This is a genomic window from Bdellovibrio reynosensis, assembly GCF_022814725.1.
In the GTDB taxonomy this organism is placed as follows: domain Bacteria; phylum Bdellovibrionota; class Bdellovibrionia; order Bdellovibrionales; family Bdellovibrionaceae; genus Bdellovibrio; species Bdellovibrio reynosensis.
The window spans coordinates 2916726-2932300 of sequence record NZ_CP093442.1 but is presented as its reverse complement, the minus strand read 5'-3'; the positions used below and the strand labels follow the sequence as shown (position 1 = coordinate 2932300).

Sequence of the window (15575 nt, the reverse complement as noted above, 5' to 3'; positions counted from 1 at the left end):
AAAGGGAACTGGCTAGCTTACCGGGAGCGTTAAACATGGAAAAACTCTATTCCCATAATATTCGCGACTTAATCAAAGTGGATTTACATCGCCATCTTGACTGCTCAGTGCGTTGGAGCACCTTGATCGAGCTTGCGCCCCTAGTCGGAATCCCCTTGGCCGACACGGTTCAAGGGCAGAAGGACCAATTCCTAATCACCGGGCCGATGACCGACCTGGGATCGGTATTAAATAAGTTTCTAAACGCACAAAAAGTCTTAGCGAGTGAAGAGATTCTAACTCGTATCGCATATGAAGCCTGCGAAGACGCTTTTAACGATGGCATCCGCGTTTTAGAACTACGCTACGCCCCTACTTTTATCGCCGATGGACATAGCGAACTTAATTTTGAAAAGATCCATCGCTCTTTAGCTGAAGGCGTTTTGTTAGCAAAAAAAACTTATCCCATGGCCGTGGGATTAATCTGCATCGTGCAAAGAATTAAATCCTACGATGTCGCCGCTGAAGTCGTTGACTTCGCCATTGATAAAAAAGGTTCTTTTGTAGCTTTAGATCTTGCTGACAACGAAGACGGCTTTGATCCAAAAATCTTTGCACCGCTATTTCAAAAAGCGAAAAAAGCGGGCCTTCACTTGACGGTGCATTCAGGTGAAACACCAAATTCAGCCCCGTGGGTAAAAGACAGTATTGAAATTTTAGGCGCAGAACGCATTGGTCACGGCATTCAAATCATCAATGATCCTGCCGTACTAAATTTTGTAAAAGAAAAAAAGATTCCCTTAGAAATCTGTCCGATCAGCAACTACCTTACGCAAAGTTTTAAAACCTATGAAGAGCATCCGATCAGAAAATTGATGGAAGCTGGAGTGCAAGTCACAGTGAACTCGGATGATCCGGGCGTGTTTGCTACAACCTTAAGTGATGATTACGAAGTCTTGCACCGAGTGCATGGCTTTACCAAAGCTGACTTTGCCCGTTGCAATCAGATCGCTTTCAACGCGAGCTTTATTTCTGAGAGCGAAAAAAATCAGTTTAAAAAGGATTTCTTTTAAGTGAACGAAAGTTTAAATCTGCCTGAAGAGTTATTACATCTAATGCGCGAAGATGAAGTCGTGCGTGAAGCGCTAGCAAGTACCGGTGAACTTTTCCACGGATATCATCCCCAGATGGAGAAAGTTCACTTAAGAAACGCCAAAAGACTTAAAGAGCTGATTGAACTGAACAAGGGCTTTCCCACTATTGGCGAAGTGGGTGAAGAAGCTTGCGTGGCTGCCTTAAGAATTGTTCTTCATGCCATTAGCTGGCCTGATTTTATGCGAGCACAAGAAGAAGTCTTAGTGGATCTAGCGAAAGACGGCCGGGTGCCAAAAATGTATGTGGCTTTCTTGATGGACCGCATTCGTTTTTACGAAGGAAGAAAGCAGATCTATGGCACAAATAGCGACTGGGATGAAAACGGAATTTTGCGCGTCACCGATGTTGAAGATCCAGAAAACTTAAATAAACGCCGTGCCGAAATGAATCTATTCCCATTAGAAAGCCTGGTCATCACTCAAAAACTCGGTGATTTCCACCCCACCGATCCAGTGAAGCGACATGCTGAATTCCTAGAGTGGACGAAAAAGGTTGGCTGGCGCACGAATTGACCTGTCCCTGATTGACTTTTTAGCGTTCGAGTTGATTATAGAGGCATGGAAAACAAATATCTTTCAGGCTTTGGAAATCATTTTTCTTCAGAGGCGCGCACGGGCGCTTTGCCACTTGATCAAAACTCTCCACAGAAAGCTCCTATGGGGCTTTACCCAGAACAATTAAGTGGTTCTGCTTTCACAGCTCCCCGCCACACGAATCTTTATTCTTGGCTTTACCGCATTCGTCCCTCGGTCATGCATAAGGCTTTCAAACCTTTAAAAGAGCTTACACTAAAAACTTTCTTTAAACCTTTGCACATCAATCCAAATCAAATGCGTTGGAATGCTTTGAAAGAAGAAAGCGGAAACTTTATTGAAGGTATCCGTACTGTATGCGGCACAGGGATGAGCCACGAGCAACGCGGCCTTCAAGTTCATCTTTATTCATTCAACCAAGGTATGCAGAACAAATACCTAATGAATGCTGATGGTGATTTTCTTTTTGTACCTCAATCAGGAAGCCTGCAAGTAAAGACAGAACTTGGCTTCATTGAAGCTGAGCCTGGTGAAATCGTTCTTGTTCCTCGTGGAATGAAATTTCAAGTCAATCCGTTAAAACCAGGGAACTGCAAAGGCTACATCGCTGAAAATTTTGGTAGCCCCTTCCGTTTACCTGAACTAGGTGCGATTGGCGCAAATGGTTTGGCTCACCGTCGTCATTTCTTGACCCCGGTAGCAGCGTTTGAAGATCTTGAAGGGCCGTTTGAACTGATCGGAAAATTTAACGGCGAATTATGGTCAGCAGAAATGGGCCATTCTCCATTGGACGTCGTTGCATGGCACGGGAACTATGTGCCTTTTAAATATGATCTACGTAAATTCAACACCATCAATACCGTAAGCTTCGATCATCCAGATCCGTCAATTTTCACAGTGCTTACTTCACCCAGCGATACACCCGGCGTCGCCAACGTCGACTTTGCGATCTTCCCGCCACGTTGGATGGTGGCTGAAAATACTTTCAGACCTCCGTATTTCCATCGCAATTGTATGAGTGAATACATGGGTCTGATTTATGGGACTTACGATGCAAAAGAAGAAGAAGGATTCGGCCCTGGCGGCGGCAGTCTTCATAACTTTTATTCGGCCCATGGACCTGACGTAGAGGCTTTTGAAAAGGCTTCTGCAGCAGAGTTAAAACCATTTAAAATCGACGGCACCATGGCCTTTATGTTTGAATCTCGCATCCCCTACATGGTGACCGACTTTGCAATGACAAAAAACTTCCTGCAGGAAGACTATCAAGAAGTTTGGCAGGATTTTAAAAAGAACTTTAAATAAGTCGTTACATTGAAAAATATAGAACTATAAAAAAGCGCAAGTTTAAATACCTGCGCTTTTTTTATTGGACGGTTTTTTTAGACGGTTTACAAAGCCATTTTTGCAAAAGCTCTATCAGTTCGTGGCGTCGAGTGGGCTTTGTTAAAACCGCATCAAAGCCAGAATTCATGCACTTATGAATTTCATCACGCATGGCATGGGCTGTAAGCGCGATAATGGGAATATCGATATTATTTTTGCGGATTCTGCGGGTCGCCTCATGGCCATCCATGGAAGGCATTTGAATATCCATAAGAATAAGGTCGACCTTATTTTTTGAAAACAACTCTAGGGCTTCTGGGCCGTTTGAAGCTTGAAGCAGCTTCACCTCATGGCTTTTTAGATAGCGTTCAATTAAGAAGCGGTTGTCACTGACATCATCAACAACCAAGATCGTCTTTCCAGATAAACTGATTTTCATCTCAGTCGCTACCGGTGTCCCAAGAGCCTCTTTTTTTTCCGCCTGTTGGCTTTGAGTTTCTAAATTTAAAGTGATTTCAAAAACAGATCCTACGCCGACCTGGGATTGCACTAAACGCAAATCCCCACCCATCAAACGCGCTAATTGGCGAGAAATCACCAAGCCCAACCCCGTGCCGCCAAATTTACGGGTCACCGAAACATCAGCTTGGGTGAACGGTTGAAATAATTTTTGTGATTCATAAATAGAAAGACCCGCGCCCGTATCGCTGACCGTGAAGATCACGTTTGTGGTATTTTTCTTTCCGGTGTCAAGAGCATCAAAGATTTGCGTGCGCACGTGCACTCCACCACAATCAGTAAACTTCACAGCGTTACCAATGATGTTCAAAAGAATCTGTTTTATGCGCAAGGTATCGCCGTAAAAGGAAAGGTTCTGTGGAAGATCTACGGTCAGCTGAATTCTTTTTTCTTCTGCCTTACTTGCTAATGTTTTTTTCACATCATCAAGCAGTTCATGCAAAACGAAAGTGGACTTTTCAAGTTCGATTTTTTGCGATTCGATTTTAGAAAGATCTAAAATATCGTCGATCAGACGCATCAGCATTTCGCCATTGCGACGAATGGCTGCAAGATAATCTTTGCGTTCAGAATCAGTCAGGTTTTCTTGCTGAAGTTCATCAGCGAAACCTAGAACTGCCGCCAGCGGCGTTCTGATTTCATGGGACATATTTGCCAGGAAATGACTTTTAGCAAGGTTTGATTCCTCAGCAGATCTTTTCAGAACCTCTAATTCCCGCAAATGAGAGCGAATAAGAAGGCGTTGCTGTTCAAGCAACTCTCCTGCACGACCCTGATTAGCTGAATCAATGAGCTGATTATTTTCCATTTTCACCTTACGTGTCAGTTACACAGCGACGATGTCGAAGTGTATAAATTTGTGTTCTAACAATAAGTCCGAAAAAAATCTGTGAATTCGTTCAACACAACTAACACAGCGAAATTAAGAATATCAAAGGCATTCCGTCTGAGGACTGGTTCCCTACAAGAACTTAATCATTATTCCGACAAAGTACGTAATCCTTATATAAACAAGCATCTGATTTGCAACTTCAGAGGGAAAAACCGTTTTAAAGTGATAATTGCCATCCCATGTTTCTAGCCACTTCTAGTCATTTTTGGCAGCCCCGAAAAACCTGTTCTGTTAGTTTTTGGTTATGAAAATCAAACAAGTCATTAACCAACTTAAAAGCTCAGAATTCACAGACAAATTAAGCAAAGATAAACTTATGGATATGGCCGCAGCCCTATCTTATTACTCAGCCCTTTCCCTAGCACCCTTGCTTATTATTTTAATTTTTGGGGTGTCATTTTTAGGAGAGGATTTTAAGAACGAGTTGATTGCGCAAATTCAAGCTCTGGTAGGGAAACAAGCCGGTGAAACTATTGGTGTTATTGCGAAAAATGCAGACAAAACTCCCACTGCGCGTAATGTTGCCGGAATTGCCGGTATATTAACCCTCCTTTTTTCTGCCGGGGCCATCTTTGGTCAACTGCGAGCCTCTTTAAATGTTATTTTTGAAACAGCAGACCAATGTGAACCCAAAAAGGAACAGAAAAAATCTTTTCTAAGATCAGCCTACGATTTTATTAAAGAAAAAGTATTCACCATGGGCATGGTTCTGACATTCGTTTTGATTTCAGTAATCTCGCTTGTCGCATCTTCGGCGATAGCTGTGATTTTTCAAGGAGGGGAAGCTTTCCTTGGTCAAGCCCTTGCTTTCCTAGCTTCTCAGGTCGTTTTCAGTTTTGTTTTCGGTGCTATTTATTATTTTGTTCCGGAAATAAAAATTAAACCAAAAATCGCTTTCGTCGCAGGACTGGTGACTGCTTTTCTGTTCACCATCGGTAAACATCTGATCGGGATCTATCTTGGACAAAGCGCCACAGCCAATATGTATGGCGCTGCGGGTTCTTTAATTCTACTTTTAATGTGGGTCTTTTATTCGTCTTTGATTATTTTTATCAGCGCAGAAATCGCCAACGAAATCAATAAAATCTATTTAGCGGAAACAAGAGGCGAGGTCTACGGACAAGCCGAATCTCACCGCGACGGTCGCGATCTTTTCCACTAGTCACGCACAGCACTTTGACAATGAACTTCACCCGGGATTAGCCTCTAGCTTTGAAAAAAGGGAGGCCCCCGTGCGTGAATTTTATCCTGTGATTGAACCTTATAATAAAGGCATGTTGAAAGTTTCCGATCTTCATACTCTTTACTTTGAAGAGTGCGGAAATCCTGAAGGTCGCCCGGTGGTTTTTCTTCATGGCGGTCCCGGCGGCGGCATCGCCCCTGACCATCGTCGTTTCTTTGATCCCAAGGCTTATCGAATTATTTTATTTGATCAACGTGGCTCAGGAAAGTCCACGCCGTGCGCTGAGCTTCGTGAAAACACCACCTGGAACTTAGTGAAAGACATTGAAACCATACGGACTCATTTAAACATCGACAAGTGGGTTGTGTTTGGTGGTAGCTGGGGTTCAACGCTAGCCCTTGCTTATGCGATAACTCATCCAGAAAAAGTGAGGGCGCTAGTTTTACGTGGGATTTTTCTTTGCCGTCCTTCTGAAATTAAATGGTTTTATCAAGAGGGCGCTTCGCAAATTTTCCCTGACGTATGGGATGAATATTTAAAACCCATTCCTGAAAACGAACGACATGATATGGTGACTGCGTATTATAAACGCCTGACCCACGACAGCTCAGAGATTCGCTTAGAGGCCGCCAAAGCTTGGAGCAAGTGGGAAGCAGCAACTTCAAGATTGATCATTGATCAAAATGCGATCGACGATTTTGATGATCCTGATTATGCGCTTAGTTTTGCGCGCATTGAATGCCATTACTTTACAAACAACGCGTTTTTTGAAACCGACAACTGGCTGCTTGAAAACGTTCAGCGCATTCGTCACATTCCGTGCGCGATTGTTCAAGGTCGCTATGATGTGGTTTGCCCGGCTCGCTCGGCGTGGGATCTTCATAAAGCATGGCCAGAAGCAAAATTTACATTCATCGCTGACTCGGGCCACGCTGCTGCTGAACCTGGAACCCGCTCAGCTCTAATAGAAGCGACTGACAGTTTCAAAACACTGTAAAGAATTCATCAACTGTGCCTGCTTATGGCAGGCATAAGTATTATAATCTTGTAAAGTGGTTCCAAATTGGGTTTATTGGCTTTCACGCGATCAGGGGTGATTGGCGTAACTCGGGGGGATTACTGTGAAAAGAAATAAGTTGTTCTTAGCAGGTTTGTTTTCAAGTTTGGCGCTGACAGCGTGTGCTCCACAAAATCAAAATCCAACTTCAAATTTAATCGAAACGGCAGACAGCGCTATTATCGGCGGGTCAGTGGTTCAAGCTGGCGATAAAATTACTGAAAGCATCGTTGCAGTTTACGATGCAGCAGAAGGCCAACTTTGCACAGGCTCTTTACTTCCAAATAATCTAGTTCTTACAGCAGCTCATTGCGTGGGTGCTTATACTGAAGAAATGTATGTTTTCTTTGATCTTTCACTTTCAGCAACAAGTGAACGTCGCAAAGTGGATAAACTTGAAGTGTCTCCGTACTGGCCATCTCGCCAACTAAAAGAAAAAAATACGGGCGACATCGCGATCTTGCATTTCACAGGAACTGTTCCTGCTGGCTATAAACCCGCAACTTTCTTAGCGGCTTCGCAAAAGTCTTTACTAAAACGCGGTTCAACAGTAGTGCTTGCAGGTTACGGCATCACGAATGGCGTGACTGGTGAAGGTGCTGGTACTTTGAAAATGACTTCAGTCAAAGTTGAAGATCCTTTGTACAGCGTATCAGAAGTAAAATTAAATCAAACGCAAGGCACAGGCGCATGCCACGGTGACTCTGGCGGCCCTGCGTATGTTGAAGTTAAAGGCAAATACTACCTTTGGGGAGTTACAAGCCGCGGTGTTAACGACGAAGACAACGATTGCTCTAAATACTCAGCATACACAAGCGCGTTATATTACAAAGTATGGATCAACCGCATGGCCCAAAAGCTTTCGGTTTCCTTAACCGCTCCGCAAGTTTCTAAATAATTCGTATTTAAAAATTTTTTTCAAAATCAAAAAGGGCTGCTACCTAAATAGCGGCCCTTTTGTTATTTTGGCACCTCACAATTTGGGGAATTATGCTTACTTGGTCGTTCTTCAGCATCCTGCTTTGCTTCGTATTAGCGTCGATGAACATCGGCTGTGGCGTGCAAAGTTCTGAGCTAAGCAATTTTCCAGACGCTGGGATAATCGGCGGCTCTCAATCGACTCAAGATCAATCTTGGTCTAAAAACGTTGCGCTTATTTATAATAAATCAACGAACACCCATTGCACCGGTTTTTTAATTAAAAAAAACATCATCCTCACCGCCGCCCACTGTCTTGGTATTAATGAAAAAGATATGACTATTGCTTTCGGCATTCGTCCTATGGATGGCAATTACATCAGACGTGATGTGCACTCTGCGATTCACCATGAACTTTATAAAAAAGATGGGACCAACCGTCATGACGTGGCTTTGATTCGTTTGGTGAACACTGCTCCTACTGGGTACTTTCCAATCGCACTTCCGCCAGAGGATTTAGACATTGTGGCTGGTAACGAGTTCATAGCTACTGGTTATGGGCGCATTTCCGGAAAGTCTGACATAAACCCCAAAGCCAACTATGGCACGGGTTACCTTCGCCATGTTCAGACTAAAATCGAAAGTATCAGCCTTGATCAGTCAGAGTTTTATGTAAACCAAACTTTTGCTAAAGGCATCTGCAATGGTGATTCTGGGGGCCCGGCGATTTTCCGCTATAAAAATAACGATTACGCGATTGGTATTGCTTCTGCCATCTCTTGGACGACTCCGGTTGAAATGACCGAAGAAGAACGTAAAGCCTTTATGCTAAATAAAGATCTATGTGCAGAAAAATCGATTTACATGAACATCAAAAAATATATGCCGTGGATTAAAGAACAGTCTGAAAAACTAAGCCAATAAGCTTAAGATCTTCTCGCTTAAAAGTTTCGGACAATCAAAAAGCACACGGTGGGAAGCCCCTGGTATCACCGACACATTTAATTTCGGGATGTCTTGAACCAGACGGCGCGAAAGATCTAAGAACTTTTCATCCCTTTCGCCCACAAGCCACAAAGCCTTTTCGGCTTGGTTTTGTAACACCGGACGCATGTTCTGTTGTTGCGCCAAAGACCACTGGGTCAGGGCAAGGCTTAGGTTTTCTCTAGAATAATCTTTTTCTAATCGCGCTGGTTCTTCAGAGCCCCCACTGAACACAGCCTGGGAGTTCCAGTTGCGCAACACCGATTCCCACGGGGCTTTTAAAAATTCTTCGGCCCAGTATGAATCATTAATCCATCTTTGTTTTCGCTCTGGTGATTCTGGATCAAAAGTGGCTAATTGGTCATTGAAACCGGGGTTCGTGGAAACAAATAAACTTTTCGTCCAAAGTTGTGGTCTATTTTTAAGGGCATGAAGTGCTAACCTGCCACCAAGCGAGTACCCGACAAGAATGTTTTTATCTTTAGAACATCCCTGCAGATCCACCCAGCGCGTGAAGTTTTCTGCCCAACTTTCAAAACTGTGTTGAGGATTTAATAAAGCTTCTTTGAAATAGTCGGGAACAAAAATTCTTAGATTTTCATTCAGACTTAAGTAGCCCTTTACAGAAGACCAATCAGCGGGTCTTCCTAAAAATCCATGCAGTAAAAACAGGTTCACTCTTTCCAAAGGGCCTCGTATTCCTTCCAGAAACTTTGAGTTTGATCCCAGTCAGGCACTATCTCAAGCACCTGGCGATCGGTAAACTGTGTGGTATCTGGAATCTCAGTCCATTTCTGATAATCCCAGTTCCACATCTTAGCCCATGATTCGAAAGAAATCTGATGTTTGTTTATAAATATATCTTTATTAAACATACGCGAGAAAATTTGACCTCCGCCGTTGTTAATAACAACAACCCGGAGCTTGCGCGCATCAAGTTGAGAAGTTGCCCAAAGTGACGATAAATCATACATCGCCGTTAGATCGCCTACTAAGCACCAGTTTTCAGTTTCCGGATGGGCCCAACCTAAGAACGTCGATATCTGTCCGTCGATCCCATTGGCGCCACGATTGGCCGCCACACGCACTGGCATTGATTCATGGGCTGAACAAGAATCCCATTCACGAATCGGTAACGAGTTGCCTAAGTAAACCGATCCGCCCTTCATTTTGTATGAAAGACCAAAAATTAAACCCTGTTCAGACTTAGGGTACTTCATTAAAAGCGCACGCACTTTTTCAGCAAGCGCCAAATCTTCGATATTAAGTTTTACGTTTTCACGGTGCGGGTGAGTGAACTCTACCTGACTTAAAAGATCTAACGAATTGCAATGCTCAACCGGACGACTCAGGCCCGTGTAGTGATTAAAACTGACAGAGAATACCGGAATGTTTTTATATTTATCTTCCAAGTCACGCCAGAAACGTGTCGTTGGCACCCCGCCGATTCTTAGAACCGAATCACAAATGCCTTCTTTGAAAACTCTGTGAATCATTTGTTCGCCCGAGCGAATTTCAAAATCTTTTAAATCTGGGTGACCACGCAAGCTAGAAATACCTTCACAATAAGTTGGTGCCTTATACTGTTTTAGAAATTCTAGAACGGTATTATGGGCTTTTTCCGGAAGAATACCCACCATCACTAAGGGCTGGTGAGTATTTAAAAAATCTTCCATTTCTTTTAACGTCCCTAATGGCAACTGCCCTGGCAGCTTCGTACGTTCTGATACAGTTGGGATTTCAATTTTTGGAATGGGGCCATCAAGTAAGGGCTCTTCAAAACAAACATTCACGTGAATTGGTTTTTTCCAAGACAAAGACTTAAATGATAGATGGGAATTTTCCGCATCTAAATCTAACGCCACTTCGTTGTAGTAAGAAAAGATTCCGACTTGTTCAATGGTTTGTGGAGCCCCTGTTCCGCGGAAATGTTTTGGGCGATCGGCTGTGACCATAATCAACGGTAACGAAGAATAAGTTCCTTCTACAGCTGCAGGAATTAATTCAGCAACCGCCGTTCCTGAAGTCGTGATAATGGCAACAGGTCTTCTTGTGCTAGCAATACGACCTAAACCAAAAAAAGCGGCCGAACGTTCTTCAAAAAACGAATACACTTTTAGGTTTTTATTTTCATCAAGGATGTTAACTAAGGGGCTGTTTCTGGCGCCAGCACACAGGATAAATTCTCTCACTCCGGTGCGTACCAGCTCTTGAATGACCTTCCCTGCTAATTCCATATTTGTCATGCTTCAAGCCCCAAAATCTTTCTTACAGACAGACGTTTTTGATACAACTCTTGCCATTCCCGTTCAAGCTCGCTGGCAGCAAGCACCCCGCAACCTGAACCAATCATGCATTCGGTATTATTCCACTGTAAATTGCGAATGGCTACAAGACAGAGAGCTTCTTTGCGAGTCAAAAGTGCAAAGGGTGCCCCGAATGCTTTTCGGCTTTCCTGGCCAGGCAATTCCTTCATCCATTTGTAACCGAACCCGCGCGGAGCCACCCCTAAAGCAGGGGTTGGATGCAAATTATTTACTAGCGAGATAAAGTCAGGATCCTGGTTGCAGTGAATCTCGATATCCGTTTTTAGATGATACAAAGTCGGCAGTTCTGCAATGTAAGGCCCGCGGGTTTTCGCTTCACCCAAGTCTTTTAGCACTTCTAAAATATCCTCTAAGACAAGGCCGTGTTCTTGCATTTCTTTTTTATCAGCCAGCAGACTTTCTCGATGGGCAGCTTCGTTTTTTGGACAGGTTCCAGCTAGGGCCATGGTCTTTAAAACCTGGTTTGAATAATCAAATAAGACTTCCGGGGTCGCCCCCAATAGACCATTTTCACTTTGCCAAAAACCATAGACATAAAGATTCGCCGGCGCTTTCAGTAAGCTCAAAATCATCTGTGCTTTTTCTTCGCGCAAAACTTTTTGTGAAGATCTTGCGAAAACAACGGGCACGGCTTTTTGAATTTCTCCGTCATGAATGCGTTTTTGGATCTGCAAAAGGGCTTTGCTAAAGTCGTTTTTTGCAGGCTCTTGCCAAGACGCTTTCAGTAAGGGGGGCACACTACTGGGAGATTGCTTTAAGAATTCCTGCAAAATCTGGTGGAACTCTGGGGTGGAAAGCCTGTAAGTTCGCGCGCCCCGCCAAAAAGAACCTGATGGAAGATCGTAAAAATCAGGGCAAAACACTGTAAATTCATCATTATTCGCATCTGAGGCGGCTTTGAAGGGACCTTCAATAAGAATCCATTGGCTCTCATGGCGCAAGAGGGCCCCTGCTTCCAAAAAGTTTGTAATGCCTGAGAGCGTTATGCTATTCTGCCGTTCCACTAAAGAAGTCGTATTATGGAAATGCAAACTATGCAAACAAGTCCCTCAACCCAAATTGTCAATGTCGGTGGGTTCGATATTGGGGGTCCCCAATTCACAGTGATCGCTGGGCCATGCTCCATCGAAAGCTATGATCAATTTTTGGAAACTGCGAAAGGTGTAAAAGCTTCAGGCGCGCACATCTTGCGTGGTGGTATTTGGAAGATGCGCACATCTTCTAAAGCGTTCCAAGGTTTGGGATCTTCCTCTTTTGATTTCATTAAAGCGGTTTGCAAAGAAACCAATATGACTTTGATTTCTGAAGTCACTGATGCACGCCAAATCGAAGAAATCTATGACATGGTTTCGTGCTTCCAAGTTGGTTCACGCAACATGCATAACTATTCTTTGCTTAAAGAATTAGGCATGCAGAAAAAACCTGTGATGTTAAAGCGCGGTTTCGCAGCTTTAATCGAAGAATGGGTGAAAGCAGCGGAGTACATCACTGCAGGCGGAAACCCGAATGTAATTTTATGTGAACGCGGTATTCGTACTTTTGAAACTGCGACTCGCAACACGCTTGATATCAATGCTGTCGCTTTCGCTAAACGCAACACTCACCTTCCGGTGATTGTGGATCCTTCCCACGCTGTTGGAATTCGCGCCTTGGTTCCAGATCTTGCTTACGCAGCTGCGGCTGTGGGAGCTGATGGTATCATCGTAGAGGTTCACCCTCGTCCAGCAGAAGCTCTTTCTGATGGCATGCAGGCTCTGACTTTGAATGACTTCAAAGTTATGATGAATAAGCTTGAAAGAATTTTGACTGCTGTTGACAAACCTCTTCATAAGGAGCTGGTTTATGCAAACTAAACATTCTCCGAATCCAGAAGTGATCCGCAGCATGTTTTCTAAAGTGGCTGCAAACTACGACAAAGGGAACAACGTTTTGTCGATGGGTATCCACCACCTTTGGAGAAAAAAATTAGTTAAGTACAGTGGCGTTTCAAACGGTCAAAAAGTTTTGGACTGCGCAACTGGCACTGGTGACTTAGCGATTGAATTTAAACAAACAGTGGGTGCCTCTGGCGAAGTGGTCGGTACTGACTTCTGCGCTGAGATGTTAATTCCAGCCCCAGGTAAAGCGAAAGCTCGCGGTTTAGAGATTCAGTTTGAACAAGCTGACGTCACTCAATTGCAATATGCTGATAACAGCTTTGATGTTTCTAGCATCTCTTTTGGTATCCGCAATGTTGGCAACCCTGTGAAGGGTCTTAGCGAAATGGCGCGCGTGACCAAGCCAGGTGGCAAAGTCATGGTGCTTGAATTTGGCCAAGTGAACATTCCGGTTTTTGGTGCCCTTTACAATTTCTATTCGCAAAATATCTTGCCTAAAATTGGTGGTCTTGTGACTGGCCAAAAAGAAGCCTACGAGTATTTGCAAAAATCTTCTGCAGCATTTCCGTGTAAAGAAGGTTTCGTAGAAATGATGAAAGAAACTGGCGCTTTTTCTACTTGCGAATACATCACATTAACTGGTGGTATTGCTTACATCTATAAAGGCACTGTTAAATAAACGGCGACCTTCTTGTCTTGTGTTTCCGCAAGCATTCGTTTGAACATCACGCGCGACCCTGCAGGGGGAGCGCGACCTTCCAAACTCAACAATTCATCGTATGAACTTCGCACCTGAGGTTGAGGTGGTGTTGGGTCAGGAATATACTTCTTCGTTGGGCATCCCCAGAATGCCAAACCTGCGAAAGTTAGCAATAAGAAGAAGATAAGTGCTTTCATAGCTACATCATCCTCCTGCTGTAGAAATGCGGGTACTTGCATTCTTGAAACACTACCTTTTACGGACTTAATCCCGATGCTTAATTTCCTAATAAATGTGGAATGATTTAATTGCATTTATATCTGTGCAATAGAACACAAATTTTGTTTTGAACTGATTCACATTCTTGTCGATTCTCAATTTGGCTCTCTAGTGGGACGATGTGGTGGCCGAAGAATATTGGGTCCCTAGTTGTACGTAAATATGGAGGTCCCTCAATGCGTAAAATGAAACTATTGATGGTGGTATCTGCAATGCTGTTCCTTTCGGCATGCGGAGATAAGCCGGAAGAAGAATCTTCCGCTACGGCAGGAAGCCCACTTCCTGAAATCGAAGTCCAATGCGGCGAAACGTCGTGTATGTAGGAAGGACGATTATGAATAACTGGATTAAATTCACACTTATATTCGCGCTTTCTTTACCAATGACGATTCGTACATCAGATTCTTATAAGAAATATTCTGTTGGTACGCGAATTCAAAAAATGCGTTCCGGGCTTTTGGAAACCCAAAAAGCTTTGGCAACAACAACATTGGATCCTGCAAATATGAATACAGGCACGGTTGCAGGACGCGCTGACTTTATTAGATTTTTATACTTTTTAGTGGTGGGGCCCACTGCTGAATACGTGATTCCAAATGGACCTGAAGGTGGTTTGGTGGGAATCATCAAAAATCTTATGAGTGAAGAAGGACTGGGCGGTGGTCTTTACCAAATGGGATACACAACATGTGCATCTATTCCAACTTCAGGATCGGAAACGATTAATGAAAATGGAGAGACGATTGTGATTTCTTTTGCCACTCCGGCTAAGACAGTTCCAGCTCATTATGGAGCCCACGCTGGCAACAGTTTTGAGAAGTCCGTAAGCATTTCTTTTAACGCTGTTCCAATGCTTAAGGTTGAATTTACCTGCGAAGCCGATGGGTTGAATTCGGGCTATGCCCGTTTGCATTCCGCTGAAGACGATCGCGATATCGAGATGTACTGGTTGCGTGATGCAAGCGAACAAGATGCTTATCTAGATTTCTACATGACCGCTGATGGTGCTAGTTCTGATGAAAAGGCCGCTGTTCAGTTTAGAACTTTAGATGACAATGTTTATGACTTGTTCTTGTTCCGTAACGAAGACGGTGCTTCTGTAAGTGGTGGTGCTTTCGGTCTAAAGGGCGATGCTTCAACAGGCCTTGTGAAAGTTCACTATCAGTTTGATAACGACGGGACACTGGATAACACCACTGCCATCGGATCAGCTGCGAGTGAGTGTATTGATCTTTCAACGAATGCTCTTGGCGCAGGTTGCGGCAATATCGTAGCCCCAAGCAACTTTACTGTAGGTACGGCGTTCACTTGGACGATTGATAGCTTAAACGACATGACTTTGAATAGTCTGTAAGAATACTTTAAAACAGAATAAAGGCGGAAGTTGCTTCCGCTTTTATTATTTCCTTTTAAGTTCTTTTTCTAAAGCGCTAATCTGTTTTTCTAAATCAGCTTTTTTCTTGGTCAGTGTTTCAGAATTTTTTGCGCGCACTACACTGGGTGTTTTGATTTCATTATTCACTTTTTCAAGTTCCTGACGCAAATGATGAAGCTCGCCTCTTTTTTTAGCTTCTGCCATTTGCTGTTCATGCATTTGGAAGTTTTGCATGTGCATCTTATGTTGCTGCATAAGTTGTTGGGAACGTTGTTCCGGAGTCAACTGAGGTGGTGTGGCTAGCTTTGGATTTTGAGCTGATGCAAATTGAGTAAAAAACAAAGTGGAAATAATCGCGATGAGAAATTTCATAAACGCCTCCATAATAAATTATTAATTCACTGGGTAAATCTTGTCTACAAAAAGCAAAAGGCCTCTTGCGAGGCCCTTCTGCATAATTTAGAAAGTCTA

General features: G+C 43.5%; 16 protein-coding genes. 10 read left to right on the top strand and 6 right to left on the bottom strand.

The window, feature by feature from the left end; all coding sequences use genetic code 11:
• Positions 1 to 35: 35 nt before the first annotated feature.
• From add to hmgA, 3 genes are read left to right on the top strand one after another with little or no spacing between them, the layout of a single operon-like run.
• Positions 36 to 1052 carry an adenosine deaminase gene (add, locus tag MNR06_RS13865; protein ID WP_243536958.1) on the top strand — a complete coding sequence of 339 codons (1017 nt, stop codon included), beginning with the start codon at positions 36 to 38 and terminating at the stop codon, positions 1050 to 1052.
• Entirely contained in the window at positions 1053 to 1646 is a 594-nt protein-coding gene (locus tag MNR06_RS13860; RefSeq protein WP_243536957.1) for a DUF6624 domain-containing protein, read from the top strand. It abuts the gene before it with no gap.
• Between the two features lie 45 nt (positions 1647 to 1691).
• Positions 1692 to 2972 carry a homogentisate 1,2-dioxygenase gene (hmgA, locus tag MNR06_RS13855; protein WP_243536956.1) on the top strand — a complete coding sequence of 427 codons (1281 nt, stop codon included), beginning with the start codon at positions 1692 to 1694 and terminating at the stop codon, positions 2970 to 2972.
• A gap of 61 nt (positions 2973 to 3033) precedes the next feature.
• On the opposite strand, the gene MNR06_RS13850 is transcribed toward hmgA, so the two are convergent.
• Positions 3034 to 4320 carry a response regulator gene (locus MNR06_RS13850; RefSeq protein WP_243536955.1) on the bottom strand — a complete coding sequence of 429 codons (1287 nt, stop codon included), beginning with the start codon at positions 4318 to 4320 and terminating at the stop codon, positions 3034 to 3036.
• 328 nt (positions 4321 to 4648) lie between these two features.
• Here MNR06_RS13850 and MNR06_RS13845 point away from each other — a divergent pair, with 328 nt between their 5' ends.
• The 4 genes from MNR06_RS13845 to MNR06_RS13830 all read left to right on the top strand — a co-directional run bounded on the left by MNR06_RS13845 (position 4649) and on the right by MNR06_RS13830 (position 8486).
• On the top strand, positions 4649 to 5566 hold the full coding sequence (locus MNR06_RS13845) for a YihY/virulence factor BrkB family protein (RefSeq protein WP_243536954.1): 918 nt from the start codon (positions 4649 to 4651) through the stop codon (positions 5564 to 5566).
• A 70-nt stretch (positions 5567 to 5636) separates the two neighbouring features.
• Complete coding sequence (gene pip / locus MNR06_RS13840) at positions 5637 to 6584, top strand: prolyl aminopeptidase (RefSeq protein ID WP_243536953.1); 948 nt, start codon at positions 5637 to 5639, stop codon at positions 6582 to 6584.
• Between the two features lie 124 nt (positions 6585 to 6708).
• Complete coding sequence (locus MNR06_RS13835) at positions 6709 to 7542, top strand: S1 family peptidase (protein WP_243536952.1); 834 nt, start codon at positions 6709 to 6711, stop codon at positions 7540 to 7542.
• A 92-nt stretch (positions 7543 to 7634) separates the two neighbouring features.
• Complete coding sequence (locus tag MNR06_RS13830) at positions 7635 to 8486, top strand: S1 family peptidase (protein ID WP_243536951.1); 852 nt, start codon at positions 7635 to 7637, stop codon at positions 8484 to 8486.
• On the opposite strand, the gene MNR06_RS13825 is transcribed toward MNR06_RS13830, so the two are convergent.
• Genes MNR06_RS13825 through MNR06_RS13815 form a run of 3 tightly spaced genes read right to left on the bottom strand, consistent with a single transcriptional unit; the run spans position 8475 to position 11610 of the window.
• Positions 8475 to 9224 carry an alpha/beta fold hydrolase gene (locus MNR06_RS13825; protein ID WP_243540790.1) on the bottom strand — a complete coding sequence of 250 codons (750 nt, stop codon included), beginning with the start codon at positions 9222 to 9224 and terminating at the stop codon, positions 8475 to 8477. The genes MNR06_RS13830 and MNR06_RS13825 overlap by 12 nt on opposite strands.
• Entirely contained in the window at positions 9221 to 10792 is a 1572-nt protein-coding gene (gene menD / locus MNR06_RS13820) for a 2-succinyl-5-enolpyruvyl-6-hydroxy-3-cyclohexene-1-carboxylic-acid synthase (RefSeq protein WP_243536950.1), read from the bottom strand. The genes MNR06_RS13825 and menD overlap by 4 nt, the downstream gene beginning before the upstream one ends.
• Complete coding sequence (locus MNR06_RS13815; RefSeq protein ID WP_243536949.1) at positions 10789 to 11610, bottom strand: chorismate-binding protein; 822 nt, start codon at positions 11608 to 11610, stop codon at positions 10789 to 10791. Before MNR06_RS13815 ends, menD begins: the two co-directional genes overlap by 4 nt.
• Before the next feature lie 282 nt (positions 11611 to 11892).
• On the opposite strand from MNR06_RS13815, the gene aroF reads away from it, so the two are divergent.
• Both aroF and ubiE read left to right on the top strand, forming a co-directional pair.
• Positions 11893 to 12726: a 3-deoxy-7-phosphoheptulonate synthase gene (gene aroF, locus MNR06_RS13810; RefSeq protein WP_243536948.1), complete on the top strand. Its 834-nt coding sequence runs from the start codon at positions 11893 to 11895 to the stop codon at positions 12724 to 12726.
• On the top strand, positions 12716 to 13429 hold the full coding sequence (gene ubiE, locus MNR06_RS13805; RefSeq protein ID WP_243536947.1) for a bifunctional demethylmenaquinone methyltransferase/2-methoxy-6-polyprenyl-1,4-benzoquinol methylase UbiE: 714 nt from the start codon (positions 12716 to 12718) through the stop codon (positions 13427 to 13429). Before aroF ends, ubiE begins: the two co-directional genes overlap by 11 nt.
• Here the strand turns inward: ubiE and MNR06_RS13800 are convergent.
• Positions 13408 to 13647, bottom strand: a complete 240-nt coding sequence (locus MNR06_RS13800; protein ID WP_243536946.1) for a hypothetical protein — start codon at positions 13645 to 13647, stop codon at positions 13408 to 13410. The two genes, ubiE and MNR06_RS13800, sit on opposite strands and share 22 nt — an antisense overlap.
• Before the next feature lie 416 nt (positions 13648 to 14063).
• On the opposite strand from MNR06_RS13800, the gene MNR06_RS13795 reads away from it, so the two are divergent.
• On the top strand, positions 14064 to 15083 hold the full coding sequence (locus MNR06_RS13795) for a hypothetical protein (protein ID WP_243536945.1): 1020 nt from the start codon (positions 14064 to 14066) through the stop codon (positions 15081 to 15083).
• A gap of 45 nt (positions 15084 to 15128) precedes the next feature.
• Here the strand turns inward: MNR06_RS13795 and MNR06_RS13790 are convergent, their stop codons facing one another.
• Entirely contained in the window at positions 15129 to 15476 is a 348-nt protein-coding gene (locus tag MNR06_RS13790; RefSeq protein WP_243536944.1) for a hypothetical protein, read from the bottom strand.
• Between the last annotated feature and the right edge of the window lie 99 nt (positions 15477 to 15575).

What these genes read in the sequence shown, in the direction of transcription:
- add (WP_243536958.1), top strand. Translation starts at nt 36, where the DNA reads ATGGAAAAACTCTATTCCCATAATATTCGCGACTTAATCAAAGTGGAT.
- hmgA (WP_243536956.1), top strand. Translation starts at nt 1,692, where the DNA reads ATGGAAAACAAATATCTTTCAGGCTTTGGAAATCATTTTTCTTCAGAG.
- MNR06_RS13850 (WP_243536955.1), bottom strand. Translation starts at nt 4,320, where the DNA reads ATGGAAAATAATCAGCTCATTGATTCAGCTAATCAGGGTCGTGCAGGA.
- MNR06_RS13845 (WP_243536954.1), top strand. Translation starts at nt 4,649, where the DNA reads ATGAAAATCAAACAAGTCATTAACCAACTTAAAAGCTCAGAATTCACA.
- MNR06_RS13830 (WP_243536951.1), top strand. Translation starts at nt 7,635, where the DNA reads ATGCTTACTTGGTCGTTCTTCAGCATCCTGCTTTGCTTCGTATTAGCG.
- menD (WP_243536950.1), bottom strand. Translation starts at nt 10,792, where the DNA reads ATGACAAATATGGAATTAGCAGGGAAGGTCATTCAAGAGCTGGTACGC.
- aroF (WP_243536948.1), top strand. Translation starts at nt 11,893, where the DNA reads ATGGAAATGCAAACTATGCAAACAAGTCCCTCAACCCAAATTGTCAAT.
- ubiE (WP_243536947.1), top strand. Translation starts at nt 12,716, where the DNA reads ATGCAAACTAAACATTCTCCGAATCCAGAAGTGATCCGCAGCATGTTT.
- MNR06_RS13800 (WP_243536946.1), bottom strand. Translation starts at nt 13,647, where the DNA reads ATGAAAGCACTTATCTTCTTCTTATTGCTAACTTTCGCAGGTTTGGCA.
- MNR06_RS13795 (WP_243536945.1), top strand. Translation starts at nt 14,064, where the DNA reads ATGAATAACTGGATTAAATTCACACTTATATTCGCGCTTTCTTTACCA.
- MNR06_RS13790 (WP_243536944.1), bottom strand. Translation starts at nt 15,476, where the DNA reads ATGAAATTTCTCATCGCGATTATTTCCACTTTGTTTTTTACTCAATTT.